We start from the raw sequence: 25,508 nt of genomic DNA, 5'->3' as shown, positions 1-25,508 counted from the left end.
GTTTTTCCGATGAGCAAAACCATTCTGATCGTCGACGATTCGGCCTCCATCCGGCAGGTGGTGAGCATCACCCTCAAGGGGGCGGGTTACGACGTGATCGAAGGCTGTGATGGGCGTGATGCGCTGAGCAAGCTGGACGGTCGCAAAATCCACTTGATTGTCAGTGACGTGAACATGCCCAACATGGACGGCTTGAGCTTCGTCAAGGCCGCCAAGCTGTTGCCGGCCTACAAGTTCACCCCGGTCATCATGCTGACCACCGAGGCCAGTGATGCGATGAAACAGCAAGGCCAGGCCAGCGGTGCCAAGGCGTGGATGGTCAAGCCTTTCCAGCCTGCGCAAATGCTCACCGCCGTCTCCAAGTTGATCCTGCCATAGCGATGACCAGCGAGCGCTGGCCAGGAGGTTTGCATGAAAAGCACCGTGCCGATGCTGCGTCGAATCCAGGTCATGGAAGGCCCCCTGACGATCTACACGGCCAGCGAGCAAAAAGACGTGTTGTTGTCGTTGTTTCCCCTGGCCCATGAGGTCGAGTTGGACCTGTCCAATGTCGATGAACTGGACAGCGCCGGTTTGCAACTGTTGATTCTGATCAAGCGCGAATCGTTCAAGGAAGGCACGCAGCTGGTGCTGAGCAACCCCAGTGCGACGGTACTCGAAGCCCTGCGGCTCAGTGGCCTTGACGACTACTTTGCCAATCCCTCTTTCACTGTATCGGTTGGAGCATGACCCAATGGCCCAGCCCATGAACATGGATGACGTGCTGCAAACGTTCATTGCCGAGAGTCGCGAGCTTCTGTTGCAAATGGAAGATGCGCTGCTGCAGATCGAGCAGTCGCCGCACGACCTGGACACCATCAACGGCCTGTTCCGCGTGGCCCACACCATCAAGGGGTCGGCCGGCCTGTTCGGCCTGATGCCAATCGTTGAGTTCACCCACGTCGCCGAGAGCGTCCTGGATCGCGTACGCAGCCTGGAAGTGAGGGTGGACGAAGCCTTGAGCGCGTTGTTTCTCGACGCCCGCGACCATATCGGCCAACTGATCGACCTGCTGGCCGAGGATGGCGACCTTGAGCGCCTGGGTGAACCGTTGCGGGTTCAGGGCCAGCGCTTGGCTGAGCGCCTGTCGATGTATCTGCAAGCGCCCTGCGCGCTGCCTGCATCGGTTGCTCAAGACCAGTCGCCGATGGCTGCCGAAGGGCCTGGTCACTGGCATCTGTCCGTGCGCTTTGGTGCGGATATGTTTCGCAATGGCATGGACCCCCTGGCGTTCCTGCGTTACCTGAGCACCCTGGGGCACTTGGCGCATACCGTCACGCTGTTCGACGCATTGCCGCCTTTGCTGTCGATGGACCCGGAAACCAACTACCTGGGCTTTGAACTGGCGCTGGTCAGCGACGCCTCGCGGGAAGTCATCGACGGCGCCTTCGATTTTGTCCGCGATGACGCCCTGGTGCTGATCCTGGCGCCCCAGGCCGATATCCAGGCGTATCGCGCGCACATCGACGCGCTGCCGGAAGACAATACGGTGTTGCTGGAGCTGTTGGTACGTTGCGGCAGCTTGACTGAGGCTCAGGCCGCACTCGTTATTCAAGATGAGGCGCCAACGCCCGCCATCGCGCCTGAAGTCGCGCAGGATTCACAGGCCACGCCGGCCAAGGCCGGTAAAGGCGCGGCCAATAACGAAGGCAACCTGATTCGAGTCGATGCCGCCAAATTGGATCAACTGATCAATCTGGTCGGTGAGCTGATCATCGCCGGTGCCGGCGCCAACCTGGTGGCGGTGCGCAGTGGGATTGGCGAGATGATCGAGGCGACCAGCCTGTTGTCGCGGCTGGTAGAGGAGGTGCGTGATTCGGCTCTGACCTTGCGCATGGTGCAGATCGGCGCGACCTTCACCCGCTTCCAGCGCGTGGTCCGGGATGTGTCCAAAGAGTTGGGCAAGGACATCGTGCTGCGCATCGGCGGTGGCGAAACCGAACTGGACAAAACGGTCGTCGAGCGCATTGGCGACCCGTTGACGCACTTGGTGCGCAATGCCATGGACCATGGCATTGAGGCGGTGTCGACTCGCCTGCAGCGGGGCAAACCGGCCCAGGGCACCGTACGCCTGAATGCCTACCATGAATCCGGCAGCATCGTGATCGAGGTGTCGGACGACGGCGGTGGCCTGGCCAAGCACAAGATCCTCGCCAAGGCCCGCGAGCGCGGCCTGGTCGGGGAGGGCCAGGTACCGGCCGACAAAGACATCCTGAACCTGATCTTCGAGCCAGGCTTCTCCACCGCCGACCAGGTCAGCAACCTGTCCGGCCGCGGCGTGGGCATGGACGTGGTCAAGCGCAATATCACTGCATTACGCGGCAGCGTGAGCCTTGAGAGTGAAGAGGGGCAGGGCACCACGGTACGCATTCGTTTGCCGCTTACCCTGGCGATCATCGATGGCTTTCTGATCGGTGTGGGCAAGGCCTCTTACGTCATCCCGCTGAACATGGTGGAGGAGTGCATCGAGTTGGAGCCTGGGCAGGGGGCTGAATCCGGCTTCCTGGACCTGCGCGGCGATGTGCTGCCGATCTTGCGGCTGCGCGACATGTTTGCCGTGCAAGAGCCGGGCGGCATCCGCGAAAACGTCGTTGTCGTGCACTACGCCGGCTTGCGTGCCGGCCTGGTGGTCGATCGCTTGCAGGGGGAGTTTCAAACCGTGATCAAGCCCTTGGGCAAAGTCTTCGGAGAGGCCCATGGATTGGGTGGTTTCACCATCCTCGGAAGCGGGGCCGTGGCCCTGATCCTGGATATTCCCAATCTGTTAGGACTCGTTGCCAAGGAAGCCACCAACCGTTCGACCCCACGTCCTTTATCGATCCAATAAGCGTCATCAGGAGTTCCTCGCCATGACCGTTATCAAAAATATTACGCTGTTGATTTTCACGGCAATGCTGGGCGTCGTCGTGTTGGGTGGCACCAGTTTCTATCTGACCAGTGAAGTCAATTCCAGCGCCAGTTTTGCCAGTGTCAACACGGTACCCAGCCTGCTTGAGATCGATCGCGCCGCCGAGGCTTTCGCCAGCCTGCACGCCCTGCAATGGGAGCACCTGAATGAATCGGGCAAGAGCACGGTTGCGCCGTACGCCGCACTGATAGCGCAGCATTTGGGCAATATCGACAACGCCTTGGAGCGTTACCGCACCCAACTGGCTATCGACGCGCATGATGCGGCGTTGTTGAGCCAGTTGCGCACCCGGTTTGACGAGTTTGCAGCCTTGCAGGGGCGATTCGACAAACTGGTTGAAACAGGCGATATCGCCGGCGCTCGCGCGTTGCTCGAAGTGAGCCAGCCTCTGCAAACGGCGACCCAGGCAGCAATCGCCGATGTGCGCCAATACAACCTGGAACTGGGGCGCAAGGCTCAACTGCTGGCCACCAGCACTGAGCAGAATGCCCGCTACATCATCCTGCTGATCGGCGCGCTCACACTGCTGGTCACTGGACTGATGGGCTTACTGCTGGCACGCAATCTCATGCGCCAGATGGGCGGTGAACCCGCCAGCGTCCGCGCCTTTGCTGCGCGCTTGTCAGCTGGCGAGCTGGAGGCAAAAGCCACCCTCAAGGCCGGTGATACCACGAGCTTGATGGCTTGCATGCAACAGTTGGGCGAGAACCTGCAGGCGCTGGTCGCGCAGATAAACACGATGTCCAGCGCGCACGACAAGGGTGAGATCGACGCACAGATCGATGTAAACCGCTTTCACGCCAGCTACCGTTCGATGGCCCAGGGCATCAACGACATGGTCAACGGTCATATCGCGGTGAAGAAGAAAGCCATGGCCTGTATCCGTGCCTTTGGTGAAGGTGATCTATCGGCGCAGCTGGAACAGTTCCCCGGCAAAAAAGCCTTCATCAATGAAAATATCGAGCTGCTGCGTAGCAATATCCTGGCGCTGATCAATGAAATGCAGCACATGTCCAGCGAGCACGAGAAAGGTGACATTGATGTCATGATCGATGTTGAGCGCTTTAGCGGTTCGTACCGTGAAATCGGGCAGGGCATCAATGGCATGGTCAGCGGCCATATCAGTGTGAAGAAAAAGGCCATGGCCTGCATTCGCGCGTTCGGCGAAGGCGATCTGGCCGCGCCCCTGGAGCAGTTCCCGGGCAAGAAAGCCTTTATCAACGAGAACATCGAGCAATTGCGCGCCAACATCCTGGCCCTGGTCGACGACACGCGCCAGATCAGCGACAGCGCGATGATCGGCAAACTCGATACCCGGCCGGATGCCTCTCGCCATCAGGGCGATTTCCGCCGCATCATCCTGGGAATCAACGGCTCGCTGGATGCGATCATCGTGCCGATCACTGAGGCCATGGACGTCCTGGCGTCGATCTCCAGTGGCGATCTGACCCGGACCATCGTCGGTGACTACCAAGGCAAGTTCCTGGAGCTGAAAAACTCGGTCAACGGCACCGTGGAAAAACTCTCGGAAATCATCGGCGAAGTGCGCGGGTCGGCCGACTCGCTGTCCAGTGCCTCCGAGGAAATCTCCGCCACTGCCCAGAGCATGGCGCAATCGGCGTCCGAACAGGCGGCGTCGGTGGAACAGACTTCGGCGTCGATGGAGCAAATGTCAGCGTCCATCGCCCAGAACACCGAAAACGCCAAGGTGACCGATGGTATGGCGGGCAAGGCTAACAAAGAGGCGTCCGAAGGCGGTCGCGCCGTGAAGGACACGGTGGCGGCGATGAAGACCATCGCTGAAAAAATCGGCATCGTCGATTCCATCGCCTACCAGACCAACCTGTTGGCGCTCAACGCGGCCATTGAAGCGGCGCGGGCCGGCGAGCACGGTAAAGGCTTCGCGGTGGTAGCAGCCGAGGTGCGCAAACTGGCCGAGCGCAGCCAGATAGCAGCGCAGGAAATCAGCGAAGTGGCCAAGAACAGCGTGGCCCTGGCCGAACGGGCGGGCAACCTGTTGGATGAAATCGTGCCTTCGATTGCCAAGACCTCTGACCTGGTGCAGGAAATTGCGGCCGCCTCGGAAGAACAATCGATCGGCTCCGAGCAAATCAACAGCGCAATGTCGCAAATGAGCCAACTGACTCAGCAAAACGCGTCGGCCTCCGAAGAGTTGGCCGCGACTGCCGAGGAAATGAGTGGCCAGGCCGAGCAGTTGCAGGAACTGATGGGCTTTTTCACCGTACAGGGCAAGCGCGTCGGGCGGGCTGTTGCCACGTCGGGTCTGGGGCGTACGGCGTCGCTGTCGGATCATGACAGCCGTGCGGTGGAGAGCGGTTTCGTCCGCTTCGGGAGTTGAACCATGAGTGCCTCAGCCGTTGTGCCTGGCACTTCAGCCCCAGCGCTGCAAGTCGGCGAGCCCTTGCAGTACCTGACCTTCTCGGCTGATCAGGAGATGTACGCGGTCAACACCTTGAGCGTTCGAGAAATCATCGAATACAGCCAGGTGACCAGCGTGCCGATGATGCCGGAGTTCCTGCGCGGGGTGATCAATCTGCGTGGCTCGGTGGTGCCGGTGGTGGACCTCAAGGCCCGGTTCGGCAAGGGCGTGACGGACCTTGGCAGCCGCACGTGTATCGTCATTCTCGAAGCGGCCAAGGAGGGCGAGTCCCAGGTGCTGGGGGTGGTGGTGGACTCGGTCAGCGAGGTGATCGAGATCCTCGATATCGACATCAAGCCCGCGCCGGCCTTCGGCAACCCTATTCGTACTGACTTCATCAGGGGGATGACCAAGGTGCGGGGAGCGTTTGTCACGCTGCTGCAGATCGAGCAGGTGCTGTGCGTCGATGAGATCGCCGGCTTGATGCGCGCTTGAGGTGTACGACCGTGCCCCCAGGTGCGGGCCAAAGCAATTGATCCGAGGTGAATCATGGCGTTAACCATCCAAAGTCCTGGCAGTGCTGCGATCTCGGGCCCGAGCCAATACCTCACCTTCGAGTTGGGGGGTGAGATGTTCGCGGTCGGCACGCTCAACGTGCGCGAGATCATCGAATATGGGCCGATCACCCACGTACCGTTGCTGCCCGCCAGCCTGCGCGGGGTGATCAATCTGCGAGGCGCTGCGGTGCCGATACTGGACCTGGGTGTGCGCTTTCGTGGCGAAAGGACGCTGCAGACGTCAAGAACCTGCTTTGTGATCCTGGAGGTACAGGTCGGTAGCGTGCGCAAGCCGGTGGGCATCATTGTGGATGCAGTCAGCGAGGTGCTTGAAATCGCCGAGCAGGATATCGAACCTTCGCTGAGTGTCGGCACCGAGGTCAGGGCCGATTTCCTGTTGGGCATCGGCAAATTGGACAGCGGCTTTGTACTGCTGCTGGACATCGGTCGCGTGTTGTCCCTGGAACCGATCGAGGTGCTGGCAAACCTTGAATCCTTACTGCCTGCCACCGCCTGATCAACTTTTGGGATGCCCTTATGAACGTGATTCTCTCCGACGCCGAGTTCCAGCAGTTTCGCAGCCTTATCCATCAGATCGCCGGCATCAGCCTGTCCGATGCGAAAAAACAGTTGGTCAGCTCACGGCTTGCCAAGCGGCTGCAGGCGTTCGAGCTCACGACTTACGGTGCTTACTACAAGGTGTTGATGAAGGACGCCACGGAACTGCAGGTGGCGGTAGACATGCTGACCACCAACGAAACCTATTTTTTCCGCGAACCCAAGCATTTCGACTTCCTGCGCGACGTGGCCCTGCCCGAACTGCGTGGCAATGCAACGCTGCGGGTATGGAGTGGCGCCTGCTCCACCGGTGAAGAACCTTACACCCTGGCGATGGTGCTGGCGGACAACCTGGCCGGTCGGCCTTGGGAGATCATGGCGTCGGACATCAGCAGCCGTGTGTTGGATAAAGCCCGCCAAGGGCGCTACCCACTCGAGGGTATACGCGGCATTCCCGAAGCGCTGCTGCACAAGTATTGCCTCAAGGGCGTCGGTGCCAACCACGGTTGCTTCATGGTCGATCCGGCGCTCGCGGCGAAAATCGATTTCCAGGCGATCAATTTGAACAATCCGCTGCCGAAAGTCGGCATGTTCGACGTGATCTTCCTGCGCAACGTGATGATCTATTTCGACAGCGATACCAAAGTGCAGGTCGTCAAGCGTCTGGTCAGCCATCTCAAGCCTGGCGGCTATTTCCTGGTCAGCCACTCTGAAAGCCTCAACGGCGTGACCGACGAGCTGAAGCTGGTCAAGCCTTCGATCTATCGGAGGCCACATGCCTGACACTCAACCTTCCCGCGAGGTGTTCCTGAATCCTGGAGATTGGTTTTTCGGCACTGGCGCGATTCGGCTGCGCACGGTGCTGGGCTCCTGCGTGGCCCTGGCGTTCTGGCATCCGCAGCGCTTGTTGGGTGGCATGTGTCACTACCTGCTGCCCCAGCGTACTGCGACGAGCGCCAAGCCCCTGGACGGTCGCTATGGCAATGAAGCGCTGCAACTGCTGCTCGATGCCATGCGCGCGAGCAAGGTGCCGCCGACGGAGTTCAGGATCAATGTGTATGGCGGCGGGAATATGTTTCCCGGGCTGGTGCGCCCGGACAACCACTACGTCGGGCAACGCAATGTCGAGCAAGCCCGGCGCCTGCTCGACGTGAATCACTTGCGGTGTCTGAACTGGCACGTGGAAGGCGTGGGGTATCGCACCGTGGTATTCGACCTGGCCAATGGCAATATTCAACTCAACTACCTGGCGCTGCAGCGCCCCCTCAGCAGCCCTCAACGAGAGCGTGCGCTATGAGTCCTATCAAAGTACTGATCATTGATGACTCTGCCGTGGTCCGCCAGGTATTGACGGCGACCCTGGGACGAGACCCCGCCATTGAAGTGATAGGCGCGGCGGCAGACCCGGTATTCGCCATGGATAAAATGAACAAGCAATGGCCGGATGTGATCGTGCTGGACGTCGAGATGCCGCGCATGGACGGCATTACGTTTCTCAAGAAACTCATGGCCGAACGCCCCACGCCGGTGGTCATCTGCTCGACCTTGACCGAGAAGGGCGCGGCCACCACCATGCAAGCCTTGGCGGCAGGGGCCGTCAGTATCGTCACCAAGCCGCAGTTGAATTTGCGCCAGTTCCTGACCGACAGCGCCGATGAGTTGGCGGGCGCCGTCAAGGCTGCGGCCAAGGCCAACATGAAACGAATGGTGGCGTGCGGTGAACGTGCTCCCCAGAGGGTGAGTGCCGACGCCATTCTTGCAGCGGGCGCCCCGGCAATGGTGCGTACCACCGACAATATTGTTGCCATCGGCACCTCCACGGGCGGTACTCAAGCCCTGGAGTTGATACTGACCGCATTGCCCAGGGTGTGCCCGGGCATCGTGATCGTGCAGCACATGCCTGAACACTTCACCGCGGCGTTTGCCGAGCGACTCAATCGACTGTGTGAAATCGAGGTCAGGGAGGCGAAAAATGGCGACCGGGTCATCCCCGGTTGCGCATTGATCGCCCCCGGCGGCCGACACATGGTGCTCAAGCGCAACGGTGCCCAATATCAGGTGGAAATCGTTGACGGCCCACCGGTGAGCCGGCATCGGCCCTCGGTTGACGTGCTGTTTCGTTCCGTTGCCCGCAGTGCCGGTGGCAACGCGCTGGGCATCATCATGACCGGCATGGGCGACGACGGCGCGCGGGGGCTTAAGGAAATGTTCGACGCCGGCGCCGCCACGGTGGCCCAGGACGAGGCCAGTTGCGTGGTGTTCGGCATGCCCAAGGAAGCGATCAAGCTCAACGCCGCCCAGCGGGTCATGGCGCTGGAAGATATTCATCGGGCGATTTTGCATCGGTGAACTTGAGTGCCAGGCTGCTTGTGCCGGTACACAACTAATGTGGGAGGGGCGGTGCGACGATTCGACTTGCTCCCGATGGCGGCCTCAGGGCCGACCAGGATGTTGGATCAGACCGAGTACATATCCATTATTTAGGTAATGGCCACTATTGTCACTTTGAAAAGCGCAAAGTAACCAAACGCTCTTGCCCCACCACTCGGCACCTCGCTTAGGCTCGGTGTGCCCGTAATCCGACAGGGATTTGGGGGGGCGCCTGAGATCAAAAGCAGATCAAGATCAAGAGCGGCTCGCTGCGCATCGTGGTTACCGTCGGCTGCTACACAGTGTAGATACCTATGTATACGCTATAGCCGCCTCGGCCATGCAGTGTGCATTCAGTCCACTGTGGTTGCATTACCGCAATGTGGTATTGCGCAGGTAACGGGCCGGTGAGGTGCCCAGGGTTTTACGAAACATCGTGATGAACGAGCTGACAGACTCATAGCCGAGGGCTTCAGCGGTTCTCTGCACCGATTGCCCTTCGGCCAGACTTTGCAGGGCGACGATGATCTGCCATTGCTTGCGCCATTGTCCGAAGGTCAGGCCGGTTTCGGCTTTTACCAGGCGGGCAAGCGAGCGTTCGCTCATGGCGACGTTGCGTGCCCAACTCGCCATGGTGGCGCGGTTGGCGGGATCTTGCGCCAGTGCCCGGGCGATGGTGCGCAGTGGGTTTGAGGCGGGTAAAGGCAGGTAAAGCTGTTCCGTGGGGGCCAGTTCAAGTTCTTCGAGCAGTACGTGAGCCAACCGCGAACTGCGCGAATTGGCCGGGTAATCCTGGGCCTGGCCGCTCAGGTGCAGGATCAGCTCCAGGATCAAAGGCGACAGCGCCAAGGTACAGCAGCAATCCGGCAGCGACGCGGCGCCGGGCTCCACGAACAGAAAACACACCTGCCCGTTGGCCGTTACGCGGTTGCTGTGGGCGACACCCCCCGGAATCCACACGCCGAACCCTGACGGCACCATCCATACGCCATCTTCGACCGTACACACAATGCCGCCGCAATACGCCACCACCAGTTGGCCCTTGCGGTGCTTGTGTACGGCGGACTCGCTGTCGTTGCGCTGGGGTTCCAGCATCAGCGCTACGGCGGGCTGGGAAAGGGTGTCGTACTCAAACTGATCGACGTGGATTTCGGCCATGCAAGGTCATCCAGGGTTGTCCGAATTTGATTATATTTTGGCAGTGTACTCAATATCGGCAGTGGCAGTAATTCCCTAGCATTACCTGCAAGCCCCGCCTTCAGTAGGCGAGCGAATGCCAGAACCTCTCGAATCCCGGTGCTTGCCATGCTCAGCGAAATCTCGATTGCCAACCTCTACTTTCCGCCCTTGCTGGTTTACCTGGGGGCGTCCGTCCTGGCCTACCAGCTGATCGAGCGCCTGACCCGCCGCTGGTTGGACCGGGCGTGGCACCCGGCGCTGGCGCGTTTTTTCGTCTCGCTCATCGTCGTGTCGACGATGGTCGTCCATTGCTGAGCGAGGCCGCGCATGTCTATCGTCAAACTCCTTAAAACTGCCGCCACCCTGGGGCTTGGTGTGCTGGCCCTGGTGTTTTGCCTGCAACTCTGGCGCGCTTATGTGCTGGCGCCCTGGACGCGGGACGGGCGGGTGAGTGCCCAGGTGATCCGCATTGCGCCCGAGGTGTCCGGCCAAATCGATCAGTTGTGGGTCAGTGACAACCAATGGGTGGAAAAGGGCGACCCGCTCTATCGCATCGATACGCGTGCTTATCGATTGACCCAGCAGCAGCGCGCGGCGCAGTTTGCAGAAGCGCGCAGTGTGTTCGAGCAGCGCAGTGCGCAATTCAAGCGGCGCGCGCAGCTGGGCGGCGCCATTGCCCGTGAAGAGATCGACAATGCCGCGCGTGACTTGGCCGTGGCCCAGGCGCGCCTGGACGCGGCACGCAGCCAGTTGGCCCAGGCCCAGCTCGACCTGGACCGCACCACCATTCGTGCGCCGGTGGACGGCTATGTCACGCAACTGCGGTTGCAGCCCGGTGATTACGCCCAGGCGGGCATCACCAACCTGTTTGTAGTCGACGGTCATAGCTTCTGGATCACGGGCTATTTTGAAGAGACCAAGTTGCCGGGTGTACGCATCGGCGCAGCGGTGTCGATCAAGCTGATGGGCTTTGACCCGCTGCTGCAAGGCCACGTGGCAAGCCTGGGCAGGGGCATTGCCGACGCCAATGAGTTGCGCAACGACAGCGGCTTGCCCCAGGTGAGCCCGACGTTCAGCTGGATTCGGCTGGCGCAGCGTGTGCCTGTGCGCATCGAGTTGGACAAGGTGCCGGACGGGGTAGAGTTGGCGGCGGGCATGACCGCCAGTGTCGAAGTGACGCAGCCGGGCGTCGCACCGCGCTGGCGACTCACCCAATGGCTGCAGGCGTTCATGTGATGACTGACCTGGCGACACGCTTTTTCGCGGCGATCCCCCGGCCCTGGACATCCGCCACGCTTGCCTACGTGCTGCGCAGTCTATTGGCGGCCGGCCTGGCACTCTGGCTTGGCTTGCAACTGCATCTGGATTCGCCGTTCTCGGGTGCTTCCACCGTGTTGCTGCTGGTGCAGCCTATCCAGGGGGCAGTGCGGGGCAAGGGTGTGTACCGAATGCTGGGCACGCTGGTCGGCATGGTCGCGGCCTTTGTGCTGATGGGGTTGTTCGCGCAACAGATGCTGTTGTTCATACTGGGCGTCGGTATATGGCTGGGCCTGTGCGTCGGTGCAATGACGGTCCTGCGTCATTACCAGGCCACTGCGGCAGTGGTGGCGGGCTATACGGTGTGTTTGGCGCTGGGCCCTGCCATCGTCGCCCCGGAGCAGGGCTTCGACCACATCATCACCCGTGGCACGGCGGTAGCGCTCGGCGTGCTCAGCTTGAGCCTGGTGGCGACGCTGTTCAGCGCCAAGACCATGGAGCACAAAGTTCGAAGCTCGCTCGTCGACGTCTGCGCGCGCAGTGCCCGGTTGCTCGCGGCCAGCCTTGTGGGCGAAGAGCCTGCGCGCCTGGCGACGCTACGGCACCAGCTCGCGATCGATATCGGTAAGGTGGACGACCAGCTGGGGCTCGGCCGTGGCGAGTCGGCGCTGATCCGCTCGCGGCAGCTGGCGATTCAGGCCGGCCTGGCGCATCTGCACTCGGCGGTGCTCGACGCGCACCCGGAGCACCCATACCAAGGAATCGACCCGGCGTTGCGCGCCCGGATAAGCACAGGGTTGCAGCAACTGAGTGAATGCCTGGCGCATGCTCGCTGCGACTTTCGCACCGCGGCCGATACGCTGGAGCAATTGCGTCGCTGGGCGGATGTTCGCGCCGACTCAAGCCCACAGGTGCGGTTGCGCGGCGAACGCTTGGACGACCCACTGACGGACCTGGGCGCTGCGTTGCTGAACTTCTCCAGCCTCGACCATGCCCGCCGCGGGCCGACACGCGCCGTGGGGTATCACCGCAATTACGCGGATGCTGTGCGAAACGGCATCCGGGCACTGCTCGCCACACTGAGTGCGGGTGCGATCTGGTATTTCAGTGGTTGGGATCAGGGGCCCACATTGCTGGCGGTGCTGGGGCCGTTCTGCACGTTGGTGGCGACGGCTGCCGCGCCGGCCCAAGGCATTAACAGCTTTATCCGCGGCACGCTCTACGCAATTGTGGCGGCAGCGCTGTGCAAATTCCTGCTGATGCCGCAGATCAATGGCTTCCCTCTGTTGTTGCTGGTCATGGCAGGGTTCTGGTCGTTCGGCATCCATGCCACGAGCCAGCCGCGCCATGCCCTGCAAGGGGTTGCCTACCTGATCGGCTTCAACACCTTGGTGAGCACCGGTATGACCGCCACCTACGATTTCGTCGGCTTCGCCAACCAGGCGCTGGCCTGGATCGTGGCGATGCTTGTGTGCCTCTTGGCGTTCCAGATCCTGCCCAAAGATCCAGCCAGGCAAGTACGCGCATTGAAACATGCGCTCCACCAGCACACACGCCGGCTGCTACGCCAGGCCAGTACAATCGATCATGCTCAATGGCAAGCGAAGCAACAACACCGGTTAGTTACGTTGAAGAGTTTGCTTGGCACGGGTCAACCGCACGAATACCAGGCGGGCTACTTGTCGCTGCAACTGAGCAAGCAATTGAATCGGCTGCAGCGCAAAGCCAGCGGTATTGATCCGGCATCTCCCGTGACCCGATGTGTGCAAAGCGGTGCGCGGCGGGTTGCACGATATGTCGATTATCCCGCTATCGGCGCCGCGCAGGCGCGGCGCACATCCCGGTCGTTGAGCAGGCTCGGCGCGCCTCATCTGGCGAGCGGTTATCAGGACTTGGCGTGGCTGCTGGAGCAGTACGCGAACCTTGTGCATTAGCGCTAACATGAGTCAACGCTCATGCTCAGCGCTTATTGCCAACTCGCCGGATACCCTACCTATGAGAGATCTGCCGCCCACCGCGACCTTGCGCGCCTTTGAAGCCGCCACTCGGCACCCGACCTTTACGGCGGCCGCCCAGGAGTTGCATGTCACCCAGAGCGCAGTCAGCCACCAGCTCAAGCATCTGGAGGCGCTGTGGGGCTTGGCGTTGTTCGAGCGCGGCCAGTCGTTACGCCTGACCCCGGCAGGGGCTACGCTGGCGCCCATCGTGCGCGAGTTCTTCATGAGCCTGGAGGCTGCCCTGGCCGACCTGCGCGAACAAAAGGGCAGGGTACGGCTCAAGGTCAGCACCACCTATTCCTTTGCCTTGAAATGGCTGCTGCCACGCTTGCCGAACCTCGCGCGCCAGCACCCCGAGCTGTTGGTTGCGCTGGACACCACGGATGACGTCATCCACTTTTCCGACGCCCAAGCGGATGTCGCGGTCCGGCTGGGCAAGGGCAGTTACCCTGGCCTGTATTCAGAATTCCTGTTCGGCGAGCATGTGTTTCCCGTGGCCAGCCCCGAACTGTTGCGGCGCCTTGGCACCCCGGGCAGCCCCGCCCATTTATTGGACTTCCCTCTACTGGCCCGCGATGGCGCCGAGCTGGCACCGAAATGGGAGGCCTGGTTTGAAACGGTGGGGCTGGCCTTTTCGCCGCTCAGGGAAAGCGTCAGGTTTGGCGACACCAACATGACCGTCGAGGCGGCCTTGCTCGGCCATGGCATCGCGTTGGTGCGCAGCGGGCATGTGGAGCAGGAAATCAGCGACGGTCGCCTGGTGCGCCTGTTTGATGTGCCGTTTCCATCGCCGCTTGCCTACTATTTCGTGTGCCCCAAGGGCATCGAAACCCAGCCGCATATCCTCAGCTTCCGTCAATGGCTGATGAGCGAGGCGCTGAAAGTACAACGGGCGGATCAGTGAGGTATGAGTATCTATTCATGCTGTGATGAGCAGACTTCGCTGTAAACCGGGGCCTTGGCTTGCCTAAGATGGCGCATGCCTACTCATATCATCTTCCTGGTGCTGTTCGCCGCACTGCTGCATGCCAGCTGGAACGCGCTGCTGCGCGGTGGTGCCGACCGGCTATGGTCGATGACGGTCATGTGCATGGCCATTGCCGTCACCTGTGTCATCGCCGCAGCGTTCATGGCACCGCCAGCGATTGAGAGCTGGGGCTACGGGGTGCTTTCGGCGTTGCTGCATGTTGGCTACAACCTGTTCCTGGTGCGCAGCTACCGGGTGGGCGACCTGGGGCAGATCTATCCTATTTCCCGTGGCTCATCGCCGGCACTGATCACCCTGGGGGCTGCGGTCTTTGCCGGGGAACGCATTGCGCCCGGCGAGTTGCTGGGGATTGCACTGGTGTCAGGCGGGATTATTTCCCTGGCCTTCAGTGGGCGCCGGCTTTCGGTTCCCAGCCTGCCTTATGCGCTGGGAACGGGTTGTTTCATCGCGGCCTACAGCGTTGTCGACGGTATCGGCGCCAGGCTCTCCGGCGCGCCGCTGGCCTATACCGTATGGATGTGCGCGTTGTGGGGCGTGATGATGCCAGCGGTGTACATCGGCCTGCGCGATGCCCGCAGTTTATTGCGTCTGCGCCCCGGAACCTTGGCCGCGGTGCTCGGCGGGCTGGTGTCTTTGCTGGCCTATGCAATCGTGATCTACGCCATGAACGAAGCGCCGTTGGGCGCGGTCTCGGCATTGCGCGAAACCAGCGTGTTGTTCGCGATGTTGATTGGCTACTTTTTTCTTGGCGAAACCCTTACCGCGCGCAGGGTCCTGGCGTGCGTAGTGATCGCCGGCGGCATCCTCATCATCGGCTGACACAGCCATCTTCTAAGGAGGTATTTTCAATGGTTGACGTTTCGCAGGCACCGCTGATCCTGATCACCGGTGGCAGTCGCGGAGTGGGTGCCGCGACCGCCCGGCTAGCCGCCGCAAAGGGCTATGACGTGGCGATCAGCTACGTGTCCAACGAGCCCGCGGCGCTGGCGGTGGCCGCAGATATCGAAGCAATGGGCCGCAAGGCCCTGGCCGTGCGGGCCGATAGCGCCGACCCCGATCAAGTCGCCGACTTGTTTACCGCCATCGACCGCAGGTTCGGACGCCTCGACGTACTGGTCAATAATGCCGGCGTGCTGGCGATTCAGTCGCGTCTGGAGGACCTGAGCCTGGAGCGCATGCAGCGCATCTTCGCGGTCAACGCCATCGGCCCGATGCTCTGCGCCCAGCAAGCGGTAAAGCGCATGGCATATCGGCACAACGGTGCGGGCGGCGTGGTGATCAATATCTCCTCGGCCTCGGCGCGCCTGGGCAGCCCGAATGAATACGTCGACTACGCGGCGTCAAAAGGAGCCCTGGAGACCTTCACCATCGGGTTTGCCAAGGAAGTGGCCCGGGAAGGCATCCGCGTCAACTGTGTTCGCCCCGGGCACATCTACACCGACATGCATGCCAGCGGCGGCGAGCCGGGGCGGGTCGACCGGGTCAAAGACTCGATCCCCATGGGGCGTGGCGGCCAGCCTGAGGAGGTGGCCCAGGCGATTTTGTGGTTGGCAAGTGCCGAGGCGTCATTTGTTACCGGTACGTTCCTCGATGTAACGGGGGGCAAATGAGTCGGCAAGCGATCTGTTGCTCGGCCATTGTGCATCCAGGCGGGCATGAATGACTGCCTGATCAAGCCGATTGGCCTGGATGCGCGGTTGATTTCCTACCAGCACAGCCACAACGGTGAAGAACTCGCGTTGCCGCCTACCCCGGAGCGCCTGACTGCGGCGTCTGACCCGGTACATCTGGTTGACCTTGGTCCACTGGAGTTGTTGATCAGCAGTGAGCCGGTAAAATTTCGGCAAATTCTCATTGAGTTAATCAATAACAATCGTAAGGATCGCCAGCAACTGGGGGTGCTGTTGCAAGCGGGGGATACCGATCAGCTCGTCGAGTTGGCCCATCGAATCAAAGGGGCTGCCCGGGTGGTTAAAGGTGGGCAGTTGGTCGAACGATGTCAGGTTCTGGAAGCGACCTGTGCTGATCCGAATGCATAAACCTAATCGGCCTTCGCCAACAATGGGTTTGGCTTGAGCGCCAGGTCACGCGCAAACGCTTGAGCAAAATAATCCATGACGGTACGCACCAGCGCCGAACGCTTCATATCGCGGTGAGTGACTAACCAGATATCACGCGAAAACCCCGCGCTGTCGTGCTCCAGCCTGATCAACTGCGGATCTGCATCCGCCAAAAAGCACGGCAGGCCGGCCACGCCCACGCCTGACCGAGCGGCCACCAGATGGCCGCTGATGTCGCTGAGTTCGCACGCCACGGCTCGCTCGCCTGCGATCTGCAGCAACCATTGTTGCTGGGGCATGTCGGCGAATGCTTTTTCATAAGCGATGAAGGCCCACTGTGCCGGGCTGCAAAGGTGCGCATAGGCGCGGCTGGCGTACAAATCGAAGTCCATCTTTGCAACCCGCCGGGCGACGTTACTCGGCTCCCGTGGCCGCAGGTGCCTGACGGCGATATCCGCCTCGCCACGACTCAACGAGACCTGATGCGCCTGGGCACTGATCGATAACTGAATCTGGGGGTACTGCTGGCGGAAGTCACCTAAACGCGGTGCGATGAAATGCGTTGCCAGTACCGGGGAGGCGCTCAAGGTTACTCGCCCACTCAAGGACACTTGTCGGGATTTGACCTGCCGGGTGATATCAAACGCCGCGCTTTCCATGCGCAGGGCCTGTTCCACGATCAGCACGCCCGCTGCTGTCAGGCGGCAGGATCGAGGCAGGCGCTCGACTAACGGTGTGTGTAATTGGGCTTCAAGCGCGGCGATGCGCCGGCCGACGGTCGCGTGGTCCACCCGCAACTCCCGTGCAGCGCCGGAAAGCGTTCCAGCCTTGGCCACCGCGAGCAGATGGCGCATGTTTTCCCAATCGAACATCGGTGCAAATTCTCACATGAGCAGTGCGCTTGTGTGGAATTTACACCATAGGCGCGGGGGCAATAGTCTTTTTACGGGTGAACAGCAACTGGATAAACCTGTTTAGGAGCAACAAGAACATGACCCTTGCCATGGCAATGACGCGAACCGGCGGCCCGCAGGTTTTGCAACCGATTGAGATTAACGTCCCAAGCCCCGGGCCCCACGAGGTGTTGGTGGCCCAGTCGGTGATAGGCGTCAACTTTGTGGACACCTACTTTCGCAACGGCCTCTACCCGGTCGCGACGCTGCCGGCCGTGCTCGGCTTCGAAGGCGCCGGCGTGGTGGCCGCTGTCGGCAAGCAGGTCAGCCACCTACGCGACGGTGACCGGGTTGCCTATACAGGCGGGCCGCTCGGCGCATACGCGCAGTTGCGCCTGTTGCCCGCGAGCCGGCTGGTGAAGCTGCCTGACGAGGTGTCTTTCGAGATGGCCGGCAGCTCGATGCTACGCGGGCTTACCGCGCATATGCTGCTGCGCAAAGTGCATATGACCAAGCGCGGTGACTGGATCCTGGTGCACGCGGCAGCAGGCGGGTTGGGGCAGATTGTGGTGCGCTGGGCAAAGCGCCTGGGGGCCAACGTTATTGCTACGGTGGGCTCGGAGGGCAAGGTCGCCATGGCGCGCGCAGCCGGTGCCGATGTGGTGCTGTTGCACACCGATGAGGGCTGGGCAGACGAAACCGTGCGCTTGGCAGAAGCAAAGGGTGTGCACCTTGCAATCGACGGTATCGGCGGCGGCATGCTGAGTCAGTCATTGAGCGTGGTGCGCCCCTTTGGCGTAGTCGCCAGCCTCGGCCAGCCTGCTGGGCCGATCCCGCCGGTGCGCGTGGAAGACCTGGGTTTCAGCCGCTCAATTGCACTGATGCGGCCCAGCTCGCTCCTGTATGCCAATGACCCCCAAGCCTACAAATCCGGTACCGATGAACTGCTGCAGAGGATGTTGGACGGCATGGTCAGCCCCGTCGGTGCGCGTTATCCACTTGTGGAGGCGGCAAGGGCTCACGCAGACCTTGAGGCAGGCAAAACCATGGGGAGTGTGATCCTTGTGGTATGACGTGGCCATCTGACCCTGGTGCCTGGGCGCCGGTCACTCAACGATGCTTGAAAAATGCGGTACGACGTTGGCATCGAGCAGGAAAATGAAGCTGTTTATCAAAGCTGATTCGTTGCGGCTGTTCCAGCTCATATACAAGCCGATTGCCGGATTGGGAGCATCGCTGACCGGCAGGAGCCGGCGAAACACAACCTTGTCGCGCATGACTGACTGGGCAATCGACTCGGGCACCAGGGCAACACCAAAACCACAGGCAACCAGGCCGATCAAGGTGTGCAGCTGTGTGGCTTCTTGCACCACCAGGCCAGCGGGTATGTGCTGCGCGCCAGCAACGGCCAGTTTACGGCAACGCGGTGGGTCGAGAGCCCTGGTGTTGACTACCCGCTCGATCTTGCCCGGGTAAAAGCCGCCACTGCCGAGCAAGTGGCCCAGCGATGAAGCCAGATCAAGGAGTGCTGAACAGCAGGCGCCAGGTGTCAACCACTACGGACTACTTGTATGCTTGCGCCTGGGCACATAGGGCTGCAGAACGCGCCGGCGTTTGAACGATGGCGAGTGGAAACCGGATTTCCTTAAGGGGCTGACGTGAAGCGTGAAATTCGCCTGGTGATGCTGTTGCTGTTGGTGATCGGCTGTTCCCTGACCTCCCTGACCATCTGGAAAGTCCTGTCTTCCCGTGAGCGCGCGCTGGCGGAGGTGGACGTGCACGGCCTGAACCTGACCCAGGCACTCACCACCTACACCGAAGGTATCGTGCGGCAAAGCTCGCTGCTGTTGCTCGGGCTGGTCGAGCGCCTGGAAACCGAAGGCAGTGGCCCGGCGCAGATCGAGCGTATAAGTACCCTGATCGGTCGGCAGCAGCCGTTGATGCCGCAACTCAGTGGCATCACCGTCTACGACCATCACGGCCACTGGTTGATGTCGTCCAACCGTCCGATCCCAGTGGGTGCCAACAGCAGCGATCGCGCTTATTTCATTCATCATCGCGATGATCCGAGCCGTGAGCCTTTTATCGGCCCGCCGATCCAGAGTCGTACCAACCACGAGTGGGTGGTGACCATCAGCCGCCGCTTCAATGATGCGTCGGGCAACTTCGCCGGGGTGGTTGCGGTCACCCTGGGGGTGGAAAACTTCCTGCGGGTGTTCGGCAAACTCGATGTAGGCCAGGAGGGCGCGATCGGTTTGTCCTATGCCGATGGCACGCTGTTGGTGCGCTATCCTTTCCGCGAACAGGACATGGGCCGCAACTTTTCCAAGTCGCCTATCTATGCCAAGTACCTTGTCGACCAATCGGTCGGCACCGCCGCCTACACGTCCAGCCTGGACGGTGTGGAGCGGCTCTACGCGTTCCGCAAAAGCGAGACCCTGCCGCTGATCACCACGGTCGCATTGGGCAAGCATGAAGCCCTCGCTGCGTGGCGTATCGAGGCGGCGTTGTCCGCAGTGGTGGTGGTAGGGCTGCTGGGGCTGACAGGGTTGATCGGCTGGTTCCTGATCCTCGATATCCGCCGGCGTACTGCGGCGGAAGAGGCGCTGCGTGTCGTCCAGCAACAGTTGCTCGACTCCAATCGGCAATTGGCGCTATTGGCCAAGAAGGATGCGCTGACCGGCCTGGCAAACCGCCGCTGCTTCGACGAAACCCTGGCACTGGAAGCGCGCCGAGCGCAACGCGACGGTACGTCGCTGGCGTTGCTGATGATCGATATCGACTATTTCAAGCGCTACAACGACGCCTGCGGTCACGTTGCGGGGGATGCGTGCTTGCAGTCGGTCAGTACACTGTTGGAGAACTGTGTGCAGCGTCCATCAGACTTGGTGGCGCGCTATGGCGGAGAAGAAATAGCGATCATCATGCCGGCGACCGACAGCGAAGGCGCGAAGGTGGTCGCAGAAAGGATCCTTGCGCGACTGCAGCAGGCAAACATCCCCCATCCCGGTAGCCCGTTCGGGCGCGTGAGTGTGAGTATCGGCATTGCGACGGGTACAGGCTCACGGCTGGAGCCAGTATCAGGTTTGATCGAGGCGGCCGATGCCGCGCTTTACGGTGCCAAGGCTGCCGGGCGCAATGGGTTTTCCCGGCAGCCCACGGACATTGCTTCGGGCGGCTGAAACGGCCTGTACTTATGTGCTTGCCGGTTCACATCCCAAGTGTCGGCATCGTGAGTTCGCCGCACTCCATGAGCTGGCCGGCTGTGACTTGTAGCTCGTTTGTGGGTTTCGCCGCGTAGCCAACGATGAAGCCGGCGCTGAGCAGTGAAAGGCAGAAGGCGGCTTTTATCAGGATCATGGGAGGTGGTTCTCACATCAGCTCAAAAGGGTGAACCACAGATTGTGTATTCAAGGAAAGGTTCCTGGGACCCCTGCCGCGCTCCAGCACATCACCTTTTCCAAGTGACCCGTATGTTCGTCCCGTTGTTCGTTGAGTACGATGAACCCGTGTTTCTTGTAAAAGTGCAGGCTGGGTAAATTTTGCGAATACACGCTCAGTTGTAGAACTGATCGGGATTCCATTGCGTGTGCGAGCAACCGCGTACCCACGCCGCCGCCCTGATGCGCGGGCGCGACAAACAGCGCCGCCAGGGTGTCTTCATACACGCAACTGAACCCGAGGACTGTTCCATCGGCCTCAAACACGCGTGTCACGGCGCTGGGCAGGTAGACGTCACGCATGGCGCCCAGTTGCTCATGCCAGAACTGGGGGGCGATGAAGTGGTGGGCGAGGATCGATGCTTGCAGCCAGATATCCAGCACCGGTTCAAGGTCAGTGTGTTGAAAGTCGCGAATCATGATGCCTCAACGATTGAGTGAACAGGCCGAACCCCAGTGGGGCGGCCGACAGTACTGCGCTTGAACGCCCCTGCGGCAGCGATTTTGAGCAACCGCTGGAAATTTGGGCATTGCGCATGGTTGGGTGCAGGGCAGGCGGCGGCGTGACGTAAGCCTCGACTCATGGCCTTCAGTTGTTTGACCGTCGCATCGATCTCGTCGGCCTTGGCCAGCAGTACCGCTCTATCCACATTGGCCTGGCCATTGGGTGACAGCATGGCGTGTATCTCGTCCAGCGACAGGCCACCCGCCTGCCCGAGGGCGATGACCGCCAACTGCTCAACGACCGCTGCTGCGAAATGACGGCGAGCACCGGGCTGGCTGGTCGATGTAATCAGCCCCTTCTTTTCATAAAAACGCAGCGTATGGGCAGGAATGCCCGTGCGTTTGACGACCTCGGTGATATCCATTGGCAGACCATTGACTTGAAGTTGACTTCAACTTCTATGATGCCTGCGCAGGTTGAATGGGTCCATGACTAAGAGGTAGGTATGACAGCGCTGGAAGGGGTTGCACAGGTTGTGTTGTTGGGGGCAGGGGCTACCGTGGTGATGGATATGTGGATGCTGCTGATGAAGGCCATTGGCGTGCCAACGCTGAATTTCGCGTTCGTGGGGCGTTGGGTTGGACATGCGTGCCAAGGCCGTTTCACTCATTCGAGCATCGGGCAGGCGTTACCGGTTCGAGGGGAAGTGGCCCTGGGCTGGATCGCGCATTACGTCACGGGTGTAGTTTTTGCGCTGCTGCTCGTGTGGGTTAAAGGGGCTGACTGGTTGCAGGCGCCCACCTTTGTGCCAGCCCTGGTGTTGGGGGTGGTCACCGTGGCCGTCCCGCTGTTGGTGATACAGCCCGCCATGGGCGCAGGTTTTGCCTCATCCAAGACGCCTACGCCCGGTCAGAACTGCCTACGCAGCCTGATCAATCATGGGGTGTTTGGTGTGGGCCTCTACTTGGCTGCGTGGGTGATCGCCTGGGCGTGATCAGTCACAAATGGATCTTTAGATCAGCGAATGAATTTAACGTACACCCGCTCCGGGTCACCTTCGTCAAGGTTCTCGATCTGCCCGCTGGGGACAAACCCGGCCTTGGTCATGAGTGCCTGGGATGCGGTGTTGGAAGCGTTGGTCGAGGCGAAGAGCTTGGGCGTCTTGCAGGCCGTTTCGGCTGCCGCCAGCAGACGCAGGGCCACACCCTGGCGCTGGTGCGCGGGTGACACAACCACCAGCGCGACGAAGCCGTGATCGAAAAAGTCATGGGTGAGCACCAAGTAGCCGGCGCATACGCCAGCGTCGACGGCGACCAGGCATTGCTGGCGAACCACCGCGTCATAGATAAACACGCGACGGCTGGCGTGGGCGGTGGCGTAGGCATCCAGCTCGACCAGGGCATGCACATCATCGGGCATGGCCTGGCGGATCAGCCAATGTGGGGTTATCCAGCCATCTTGCCGATCGGTCACAGTAATGGTGTTGCGTACAGTGGCATGGAGAGGTTCCAGATAATAAGCGTTGGTGAACCTATCATACGGGGTTGCCCACTTTCAATCGGCACACACCAGGGAAGGCTTACGATGGCTTTTGCCCAAGTGCTCGTGGCGTGTGTACTCATGCCCAGTGATGTGCGTCGGCGCTGTGCCAGCGCTGATTGCCTGGTCATGCAACGCTGCTTCCAGCGCTTGAAGATGCCGCGAGAGGATCTTCACCGACCCACTCGGGTTGGCCGGGTCGAACGGGATCCTGCCATTGGCAATCAACACCATGGCCAGTTCCCAGGCGCGTTGTGAGTCGTTCATCAGGCCACCTCCTTGGCACTTTGGCAGGCCATCATCTGGGTGTATGTGTCGTTGTATTGCATGACGGAGCTCCTTGCTAAACGGGACTGATATAGGTGTGACCCGCTCAAGAAGGCTCGGTATCAACTGGGTTGCCGTCGAAATTTCGATCATTTCAACGATTCAGTTCCGCCCAAACCATCTTCTTTTTAGATGGTGGCTGGGTTGCCCCGTGAAAGAATGAACCCGCGCGGCCCCACGCACACCTAAGAGGTTATGAACCGGACCCGGGGACAGGGTATGAAGCCGCCAGACCATCGTGACCTGCATAGCCGCAATTACCCGGTCAGCGAGGACATGACCTTGCAACGTAAGGTCTGGCGCTTCGAGCGATGGGGTTGGTATGGGTTGGTAGTGCTAATGGGCTTGACCCTGGCCGGCCTGTTTTCCAAGGGCCCATTGAGCAGTGCCGAGGTACGCAGCGCCGATGGGCAGCTGCGTGTCGAGTACCAGCGCTTCCTGCGCAATGGTGCTACCGATGCACTGGTGATTCATGTGCAAGGCCGGGCGCGTGAGCCCCTTGAAGTGGAGCTCAGTGGCGCGCTGTTGCAGGGCTTCAATGTGCAAATGCTGCAACCCCAGCCGCTCAAGGCCAGTACGGCAGGCGATGGCATGAAGGTGTGGGTGCTGAGCGACAACGACGGTCATGCGATGCTTCACGTGACCCTCAACAGCGACGGTGTTGGCAGCTTTCAAACCAAGGTGGCGCTGGCATCGGGCGCCTCAGTTGGCCTTTCCCAATTCATTTATCCCTAGGGGCGACCATGGACTCTGTGTTGCGGGCTGCGGCGATTTACCTGGTACTGCTGGTGCTGTTCAAGGTGGCCGGCAGGCGCACGCTGGCTGAACTCACCACTTTTGACCTGGTGCTGTTGATGGTCATCGGCGAGGCCACCCAGCAGGCGCTGCTCGGTGACGATTTTTCGCTGACCAATGCCGTGATGGTGATTGTCACCTTGATTGCCATCGACATTGGCTTCTCGCTGGTCAAGCAGCGCTCAACCTGGTTCGCACGGGTGCTGGATGGTGGGCCGACGGTGCTGGTCGAGGAGGGCCAGGTGCTGCACAAACGCCTCAAGCATGCGCGCCTGGATGAAGGCGACATCCTTGAGGCGGCCCGGTCCACCCAAGGGCTTGTCGAGATCCGGCAGATACGCTTCGCGATTCTGGAGCGCAACGGCAAGATCTCGGTTATCCCCTACGAATAACATCCTGGTTGGCGCTTACTTCCCTTCGCTCGATGGATGCGCATCCATTCTTGATACGCCGCCGTGCGTTGCGCATCCGCGAGCTTCTTGGCTTCGGTGAAACGCAGCCAGGTTTTCGCATCGCCGCTGTAGGACTCGATGATTTGGTACGCCAAGGTATCGAGCCGATCAGCTTCGAAAAACATCCGGGTGTTCTGCGCTATTTCGTCTTCCCATGCCTGTCCAGGCGTGTAGTCGAGCGTCTGGCTGTTCATTGTGTCAAATCCTCCGCCCACTGGAGTTGCGCCGCACCGCACCAGCGCACATCAGTGATGCCGTATTTTTCCGCCATCGGTTTGGAAACGCGCTTGAGGTTGTTTTGCCCGAACCTCGGTATTACCGCCACACCGGCATCGCAACTTGCCCAATGCCAGGCGTCGGCGTTATTCATTTGCGGCGCACGCAAAATGAACGACTTGGGCTTGCCGTGAAGTTGATACTCGATGGTAAACAGTTCGTTGGTTTTCATGAGGCCTCCCTAAACTCATGCTCTACAGATATTTGACGCCAGAAAAAATTCAGAAAGATTGTCGGACACCTCGATAGCTGGCACTTCGGTGGTCAGCGGTCAGTGCCGGTGGGGAGTCTGGGTCGGGTCGTCGATCTGGATAATCGTGCCTTGGCGCCAGGCGTCCGCCCCTGGAGCAATGGCGGGTGTGGCGATATCCGCGCGTGCCGCCTTCTTCTGGTTGCTGTCTACGCCCAGGCGCTTATCCCGCTCGGCGACCATTTTCGGGTCGGCCTGGCCGTCGGCGGTAAACCCCATCATCAGTTGCGGCACGCCCAATGGCAGCTGCTTGTGAAGGTCCGTATGCCAGGTGTGCCAGGTCTTGCCATAGGTATGCACGAGTTTCTCCATCAGGGCATGTTCGGCCACTTGTGGAATGCCCGGTGCAACCAACTGGCCTGATTTGACCTCATGCACGTGGCTATGCCACAGCGCCTTCTCCTGCGCGGGCAGGGTGTTGAACAGCTGCTCACTGATGATGTATTCGACACCCATCAGCTTGGCATCCTTGCGGTTGCCGTCGTAGATCACGCACTGGATCACTTCTTCATTGAGGATCGCGCAGTAGTGGTGAGCTTCCATCTGCACATCGGGGTGCCCGTTGTAGAAATGGAAGCCGTCCAGGTAGGCATTCAACGCATCCACCGGTGGGCGCGATTGCAGCACCGCAGCGCCAGCATCCAGGGTGCGCGTAGTGGGCGACTTCGCGTCACCGGGCGCAACCACGTTGGACGGTGAGTTGTTGCTGGCGCAGGCGGTCAGCAAAGCAATGGACAGTGTCAGGCTGAGTTTTTTCATCGTGGATTCCCTCCATGGTCGGTGAGGCTGTACCGAGGG

At 60.7% G+C, this 25,508-nt stretch carries 29 protein-coding genes and 4 pseudogenes; 23 read left to right on the top strand and 10 right to left on the bottom strand.

What is annotated here, in order from left to right; all coding sequences use genetic code 11:
* Positions 1–9: 9 nt before the first annotated feature.
* From ASD70_RS07205 to ASD70_RS07165, 10 genes and pseudogenes are all read left to right on the top strand, one after another.
* Positions 10–378 carry a response regulator gene (locus ASD70_RS07205; protein ID WP_010563050.1) on the top strand — a complete coding sequence of 123 codons (369 nt, stop codon included), beginning with the start codon at positions 10–12 and terminating at the stop codon, positions 376–378.
* A 33-nt stretch (positions 379–411) separates the two neighbouring features.
* A complete protein-coding gene (locus ASD70_RS07200; RefSeq protein ID WP_046072084.1) occupies positions 412–729 on the top strand; it encodes an STAS domain-containing protein in 318 nt (105 codons plus the stop codon).
* 4 nt (positions 730–733) lie between these two features.
* On the top strand, positions 734–2,866 hold the full coding sequence (locus tag ASD70_RS07195; RefSeq protein ID WP_236708691.1) for a chemotaxis protein CheA: 2,133 nt from the start codon (positions 734–736) through the stop codon (positions 2,864–2,866).
* A gap of 22 nt (positions 2,867–2,888) precedes the next feature.
* Positions 2,889–4,406, top strand: a pseudogene (locus tag ASD70_RS29310) (MCP four helix bundle domain-containing protein); the annotation flags it as partial.
* Between the two features lie 63 nt (positions 4,407–4,469).
* Positions 4,470–5,186: pseudogene (locus ASD70_RS29305) on the top strand (methyl-accepting chemotaxis protein); the annotation flags it as partial.
* Positions 5,187–5,309: 123 nt separating this feature from the next.
* Positions 5,310–5,822: a chemotaxis protein CheW gene (locus ASD70_RS07185; RefSeq protein WP_046072086.1), complete on the top strand. Its 513-nt coding sequence runs from the start codon at positions 5,310–5,312 to the stop codon at positions 5,820–5,822.
* Positions 5,823–5,876: 54 nt separating this feature from the next.
* Complete coding sequence (locus tag ASD70_RS07180) at positions 5,877–6,401, top strand: chemotaxis protein CheW (RefSeq protein ID WP_046072087.1); 525 nt, start codon at positions 5,877–5,879, stop codon at positions 6,399–6,401.
* Between the two features lie 20 nt (positions 6,402–6,421).
* Positions 6,422–7,225, top strand: coding sequence for a CheR family methyltransferase (locus tag ASD70_RS07175; RefSeq protein ID WP_046072088.1), 804 nt, complete (start codon positions 6,422–6,424; stop codon positions 7,223–7,225).
* Positions 7,218–7,739: a chemotaxis protein CheD gene (locus ASD70_RS07170; RefSeq protein ID WP_046072089.1), complete on the top strand. Its 522-nt coding sequence runs from the start codon at positions 7,218–7,220 to the stop codon at positions 7,737–7,739. Before ASD70_RS07175 ends, ASD70_RS07170 begins: the two co-directional genes overlap by 8 nt.
* Entirely contained in the window at positions 7,736–8,791 is a 1,056-nt protein-coding gene (locus ASD70_RS07165) for a protein-glutamate methylesterase/protein-glutamine glutaminase (RefSeq protein WP_046072090.1), read from the top strand. Before ASD70_RS07170 ends, ASD70_RS07165 begins: the two co-directional genes overlap by 4 nt.
* Positions 8,792–9,184: 393 nt before the next feature.
* Here ASD70_RS07165 and ASD70_RS07160 read toward each other — a convergent pair whose 3' ends face one another.
* Positions 9,185–9,970, bottom strand: a complete 786-nt coding sequence (locus ASD70_RS07160; RefSeq protein ID WP_056846045.1) for an AraC family transcriptional regulator — start codon at positions 9,968–9,970, stop codon at positions 9,185–9,187.
* A gap of 147 nt (positions 9,971–10,117) precedes the next feature.
* Between ASD70_RS07160 and ASD70_RS07155 the strand changes: the two genes are divergently transcribed.
* From ASD70_RS07155 to ASD70_RS07125, 7 genes are all read left to right on the top strand, one after another.
* Positions 10,118–10,306 (top strand): DUF1656 domain-containing protein, encoded by a 189-nt coding sequence (locus ASD70_RS07155; protein WP_046072092.1) that lies wholly within the window; start codon positions 10,118–10,120, stop codon positions 10,304–10,306.
* 12 nt (positions 10,307–10,318) lie between these two features.
* Positions 10,319–11,227: an efflux RND transporter periplasmic adaptor subunit gene (locus ASD70_RS07150; RefSeq protein WP_056846044.1), complete on the top strand. Its 909-nt coding sequence runs from the start codon at positions 10,319–10,321 to the stop codon at positions 11,225–11,227.
* Positions 11,227–13,182, top strand: a complete 1,956-nt coding sequence (locus ASD70_RS07145; RefSeq protein ID WP_082561415.1) for an FUSC family protein — start codon at positions 11,227–11,229, stop codon at positions 13,180–13,182. Before ASD70_RS07150 ends, ASD70_RS07145 begins: the two co-directional genes overlap by 1 nt.
* A gap of 61 nt (positions 13,183–13,243) precedes the next feature.
* Positions 13,244–14,149 carry a transcriptional regulator GcvA gene (gene gcvA, locus ASD70_RS07140; protein WP_056846042.1) on the top strand — a complete coding sequence of 302 codons (906 nt, stop codon included), beginning with the start codon at positions 13,244–13,246 and terminating at the stop codon, positions 14,147–14,149.
* A 75-nt stretch (positions 14,150–14,224) separates the two neighbouring features.
* Positions 14,225–15,052 carry a DMT family transporter gene (locus ASD70_RS07135; RefSeq protein ID WP_046072096.1) on the top strand — a complete coding sequence of 276 codons (828 nt, stop codon included), beginning with the start codon at positions 14,225–14,227 and terminating at the stop codon, positions 15,050–15,052.
* 29 nt (positions 15,053–15,081) lie between these two features.
* Positions 15,082–15,843, top strand: coding sequence for a glucose 1-dehydrogenase (locus ASD70_RS07130; protein WP_056846041.1), 762 nt, complete (start codon positions 15,082–15,084; stop codon positions 15,841–15,843).
* Positions 15,844–15,888: 45 nt separating this feature from the next.
* Positions 15,889–16,272, top strand: a complete 384-nt coding sequence (locus ASD70_RS07125; protein ID WP_056846040.1) for an Hpt domain-containing protein — start codon at positions 15,889–15,891, stop codon at positions 16,270–16,272.
* A gap of 2 nt (positions 16,273–16,274) precedes the next feature.
* On the opposite strand, the gene ASD70_RS07120 is transcribed toward ASD70_RS07125, so the two are convergent.
* On the bottom strand, positions 16,275–17,165 hold the full coding sequence (locus ASD70_RS07120) for a LysR family transcriptional regulator (RefSeq protein WP_056846039.1): 891 nt from the start codon (positions 17,163–17,165) through the stop codon (positions 16,275–16,277).
* 119 nt (positions 17,166–17,284) lie between these two features.
* Between ASD70_RS07120 and ASD70_RS07115 the strand changes: the two genes are divergently transcribed.
* Positions 17,285–18,259: a quinone oxidoreductase family protein gene (locus ASD70_RS07115; RefSeq protein WP_056846038.1), complete on the top strand. Its 975-nt coding sequence runs from the start codon at positions 17,285–17,287 to the stop codon at positions 18,257–18,259.
* A 33-nt stretch (positions 18,260–18,292) separates the two neighbouring features.
* On the opposite strand, the pseudogene ASD70_RS29300 reads toward ASD70_RS07115, so the two are convergent.
* A pseudogene (locus tag ASD70_RS29300) lies at positions 18,293–18,559 on the bottom strand (LysR substrate-binding domain-containing protein); the annotation flags it as partial.
* On the opposite strand from ASD70_RS29300, the pseudogene ASD70_RS29295 reads away from it, so the two are divergent.
* Together ASD70_RS29295 and ASD70_RS07105 are read left to right on the top strand one after the other, a co-directional pair.
* Positions 18,560–18,697 (top strand): annotated as a pseudogene (locus ASD70_RS29295) (short-chain dehydrogenase); the annotation flags it as partial. It abuts the pseudogene before it with no gap.
* A 147-nt stretch (positions 18,698–18,844) separates the two neighbouring features.
* Positions 18,845–20,368 (top strand): sensor domain-containing diguanylate cyclase, encoded by a 1,524-nt coding sequence (locus tag ASD70_RS07105; protein WP_056846037.1) that lies wholly within the window; start codon positions 18,845–18,847, stop codon positions 20,366–20,368.
* Between the two features lie 228 nt (positions 20,369–20,596).
* Here ASD70_RS07105 and ASD70_RS07100 read toward each other — a convergent pair whose 3' ends face one another.
* Both ASD70_RS07100 and ASD70_RS07095 read right to left on the bottom strand, forming a co-directional pair.
* Positions 20,597–21,046 carry an N-acetyltransferase gene (locus ASD70_RS07100; RefSeq protein ID WP_056846036.1) on the bottom strand — a complete coding sequence of 150 codons (450 nt, stop codon included), beginning with the start codon at positions 21,044–21,046 and terminating at the stop codon, positions 20,597–20,599.
* Positions 21,043–21,495, bottom strand: coding sequence for a helix-turn-helix domain-containing protein (locus ASD70_RS07095; protein ID WP_056846035.1), 453 nt, complete (start codon positions 21,493–21,495; stop codon positions 21,043–21,045). Before ASD70_RS07095 ends, ASD70_RS07100 begins: the two co-directional genes overlap by 4 nt.
* Positions 21,496–21,576: 81 nt before the next feature.
* On the opposite strand from ASD70_RS07095, the gene ASD70_RS07090 reads away from it, so the two are divergent.
* The gene (locus ASD70_RS07090) at positions 21,577–22,065 is read left to right on the top strand and encodes a DUF2938 domain-containing protein (protein ID WP_056846034.1); all 489 of its coding nucleotides are present in this window, start codon (positions 21,577–21,579) and stop codon (positions 22,063–22,065) included.
* A gap of 23 nt (positions 22,066–22,088) precedes the next feature.
* On the opposite strand, the gene ASD70_RS07085 is transcribed toward ASD70_RS07090, so the two are convergent.
* Entirely contained in the window at positions 22,089–22,490 is a 402-nt protein-coding gene (locus ASD70_RS07085; protein ID WP_056846137.1) for a GNAT family N-acetyltransferase, read from the bottom strand.
* A 135-nt stretch (positions 22,491–22,625) separates the two neighbouring features.
* A complete protein-coding gene (locus tag ASD70_RS07080; RefSeq protein WP_046072106.1) occupies positions 22,626–22,877 on the bottom strand; it encodes a hypothetical protein in 252 nt (83 codons plus the stop codon).
* 279 nt (positions 22,878–23,156) lie between these two features.
* On the opposite strand from ASD70_RS07080, the gene ASD70_RS07075 reads away from it, so the two are divergent.
* Together ASD70_RS07075 and ASD70_RS07070 are read left to right on the top strand one after the other, a co-directional pair.
* Positions 23,157–23,672 carry a hypothetical protein gene (locus ASD70_RS07075; RefSeq protein ID WP_046072107.1) on the top strand — a complete coding sequence of 172 codons (516 nt, stop codon included), beginning with the start codon at positions 23,157–23,159 and terminating at the stop codon, positions 23,670–23,672.
* 8 nt (positions 23,673–23,680) lie between these two features.
* The gene (locus ASD70_RS07070; RefSeq protein WP_046072108.1) at positions 23,681–24,124 is read left to right on the top strand and encodes a DUF421 domain-containing protein; all 444 of its coding nucleotides are present in this window, start codon (positions 23,681–23,683) and stop codon (positions 24,122–24,124) included.
* On the opposite strand, the gene ASD70_RS07065 is transcribed toward ASD70_RS07070, so the two are convergent.
* The 3 genes from ASD70_RS07065 to ASD70_RS07055 form a co-directional block, all read right to left on the bottom strand.
* Positions 24,115–24,378 (bottom strand): hypothetical protein, encoded by a 264-nt coding sequence (locus ASD70_RS07065; protein ID WP_056846033.1) that lies wholly within the window; start codon positions 24,376–24,378, stop codon positions 24,115–24,117. The two genes, ASD70_RS07070 and ASD70_RS07065, sit on opposite strands and share 10 nt — an antisense overlap.
* The gene (locus tag ASD70_RS07060) at positions 24,375–24,632 is read right to left on the bottom strand and encodes a DUF6555 family protein (protein WP_046072110.1); all 258 of its coding nucleotides are present in this window, start codon (positions 24,630–24,632) and stop codon (positions 24,375–24,377) included. The genes ASD70_RS07065 and ASD70_RS07060 overlap by 4 nt, the downstream gene beginning before the upstream one ends.
* A gap of 99 nt (positions 24,633–24,731) precedes the next feature.
* Positions 24,732–25,469 carry an OBAP family protein gene (locus ASD70_RS07055; protein WP_056846032.1) on the bottom strand — a complete coding sequence of 246 codons (738 nt, stop codon included), beginning with the start codon at positions 25,467–25,469 and terminating at the stop codon, positions 24,732–24,734.
* Positions 25,470–25,508 lie beyond the last annotated feature (39 nt).

It is taken from the genome of Pseudomonas sp. Root569, from assembly GCF_001427465.1.
Taxonomy (GTDB): domain Bacteria; phylum Pseudomonadota; class Gammaproteobacteria; order Pseudomonadales; family Pseudomonadaceae; genus Aquipseudomonas; species Aquipseudomonas synxantha.
This window is presented reverse-complemented; position numbering and strand designations above follow the sequence as displayed.

What these genes read in the sequence shown, in the direction of transcription:
- ASD70_RS07205 (WP_010563050.1), top strand. Translation starts at nt 10, where the DNA reads ATGAGCAAAACCATTCTGATCGTCGACGATTCGGCCTCCATCCGGCAG.
- ASD70_RS07170 (WP_046072089.1), top strand. Translation starts at nt 7,218, where the DNA reads ATGCCTGACACTCAACCTTCCCGCGAGGTGTTCCTGAATCCTGGAGAT.
- ASD70_RS07160 (WP_056846045.1), bottom strand. Translation starts at nt 9,970, where the DNA reads ATGGCCGAAATCCACGTCGATCAGTTTGAGTACGACACCCTTTCCCAG.
- ASD70_RS07150 (WP_056846044.1), top strand. Translation starts at nt 10,319, where the DNA reads ATGTCTATCGTCAAACTCCTTAAAACTGCCGCCACCCTGGGGCTTGGT.
- ASD70_RS07120 (WP_056846039.1), bottom strand. Translation starts at nt 17,165, where the DNA reads ATGTTCGATTGGGAAAACATGCGCCATCTGCTCGCGGTGGCCAAGGCT.
- ASD70_RS07075 (WP_046072107.1), top strand. Translation starts at nt 23,157, where the DNA reads ATGAAGCCGCCAGACCATCGTGACCTGCATAGCCGCAATTACCCGGTC.
- ASD70_RS07090 (WP_056846034.1), top strand. Translation starts at nt 21,577, where the DNA reads ATGACAGCGCTGGAAGGGGTTGCACAGGTTGTGTTGTTGGGGGCAGGG.
- gcvA (WP_056846042.1), top strand. Translation starts at nt 13,244, where the DNA reads ATGAGAGATCTGCCGCCCACCGCGACCTTGCGCGCCTTTGAAGCCGCC.
- ASD70_RS07200 (WP_046072084.1), top strand. Translation starts at nt 412, where the DNA reads ATGAAAAGCACCGTGCCGATGCTGCGTCGAATCCAGGTCATGGAAGGC.
- ASD70_RS07060 (WP_046072110.1), bottom strand. Translation starts at nt 24,632, where the DNA reads ATGAAAACCAACGAACTGTTTACCATCGAGTATCAACTTCACGGCAAG.
- ASD70_RS07145 (WP_082561415.1), top strand. Translation starts at nt 11,227, where the DNA reads ATGACTGACCTGGCGACACGCTTTTTCGCGGCGATCCCCCGGCCCTGG.
- ASD70_RS07195 (WP_236708691.1), top strand. Translation starts at nt 734, where the DNA reads ATGGCCCAGCCCATGAACATGGATGACGTGCTGCAAACGTTCATTGCC.
- ASD70_RS07080 (WP_046072106.1), bottom strand. Translation starts at nt 22,877, where the DNA reads ATGAACGACTCACAACGCGCCTGGGAACTGGCCATGGTGTTGATTGCC.
- ASD70_RS07155 (WP_046072092.1), top strand. Translation starts at nt 10,118, where the DNA reads ATGCTCAGCGAAATCTCGATTGCCAACCTCTACTTTCCGCCCTTGCTG.
- ASD70_RS07135 (WP_046072096.1), top strand. Translation starts at nt 14,225, where the DNA reads ATGCCTACTCATATCATCTTCCTGGTGCTGTTCGCCGCACTGCTGCAT.
- ASD70_RS07055 (WP_056846032.1), bottom strand. Translation starts at nt 25,469, where the DNA reads ATGAAAAAACTCAGCCTGACACTGTCCATTGCTTTGCTGACCGCCTGC.
- ASD70_RS07130 (WP_056846041.1), top strand. Translation starts at nt 15,082, where the DNA reads ATGGTTGACGTTTCGCAGGCACCGCTGATCCTGATCACCGGTGGCAGT.
- ASD70_RS07095 (WP_056846035.1), bottom strand. Translation starts at nt 21,495, where the DNA reads ATGGATATCACCGAGGTCGTCAAACGCACGGGCATTCCTGCCCATACG.
- ASD70_RS07100 (WP_056846036.1), bottom strand. Translation starts at nt 21,046, where the DNA reads ATGATTCGCGACTTTCAACACACTGACCTTGAACCGGTGCTGGATATC.
- ASD70_RS07180 (WP_046072087.1), top strand. Translation starts at nt 5,877, where the DNA reads ATGGCGTTAACCATCCAAAGTCCTGGCAGTGCTGCGATCTCGGGCCCG.
- ASD70_RS07115 (WP_056846038.1), top strand. Translation starts at nt 17,285, where the DNA reads ATGACCCTTGCCATGGCAATGACGCGAACCGGCGGCCCGCAGGTTTTG.
- ASD70_RS07065 (WP_056846033.1), bottom strand. Translation starts at nt 24,378, where the DNA reads ATGAACAGCCAGACGCTCGACTACACGCCTGGACAGGCATGGGAAGAC.
- ASD70_RS07125 (WP_056846040.1), top strand. Translation starts at nt 15,889, where the DNA reads ATGAATGACTGCCTGATCAAGCCGATTGGCCTGGATGCGCGGTTGATT.
- ASD70_RS07175 (WP_046072088.1), top strand. Translation starts at nt 6,422, where the DNA reads ATGAACGTGATTCTCTCCGACGCCGAGTTCCAGCAGTTTCGCAGCCTT.
- ASD70_RS07185 (WP_046072086.1), top strand. Translation starts at nt 5,310, where the DNA reads ATGAGTGCCTCAGCCGTTGTGCCTGGCACTTCAGCCCCAGCGCTGCAA.
- ASD70_RS07085 (WP_056846137.1), bottom strand. Translation starts at nt 22,490, where the DNA reads ATGCCCGATGATGTGCATGCCCTGGTCGAGCTGGATGCCTACGCCACC.
- ASD70_RS07165 (WP_046072090.1), top strand. Translation starts at nt 7,736, where the DNA reads ATGAGTCCTATCAAAGTACTGATCATTGATGACTCTGCCGTGGTCCGC.
- ASD70_RS07070 (WP_046072108.1), top strand. Translation starts at nt 23,681, where the DNA reads ATGGACTCTGTGTTGCGGGCTGCGGCGATTTACCTGGTACTGCTGGTG.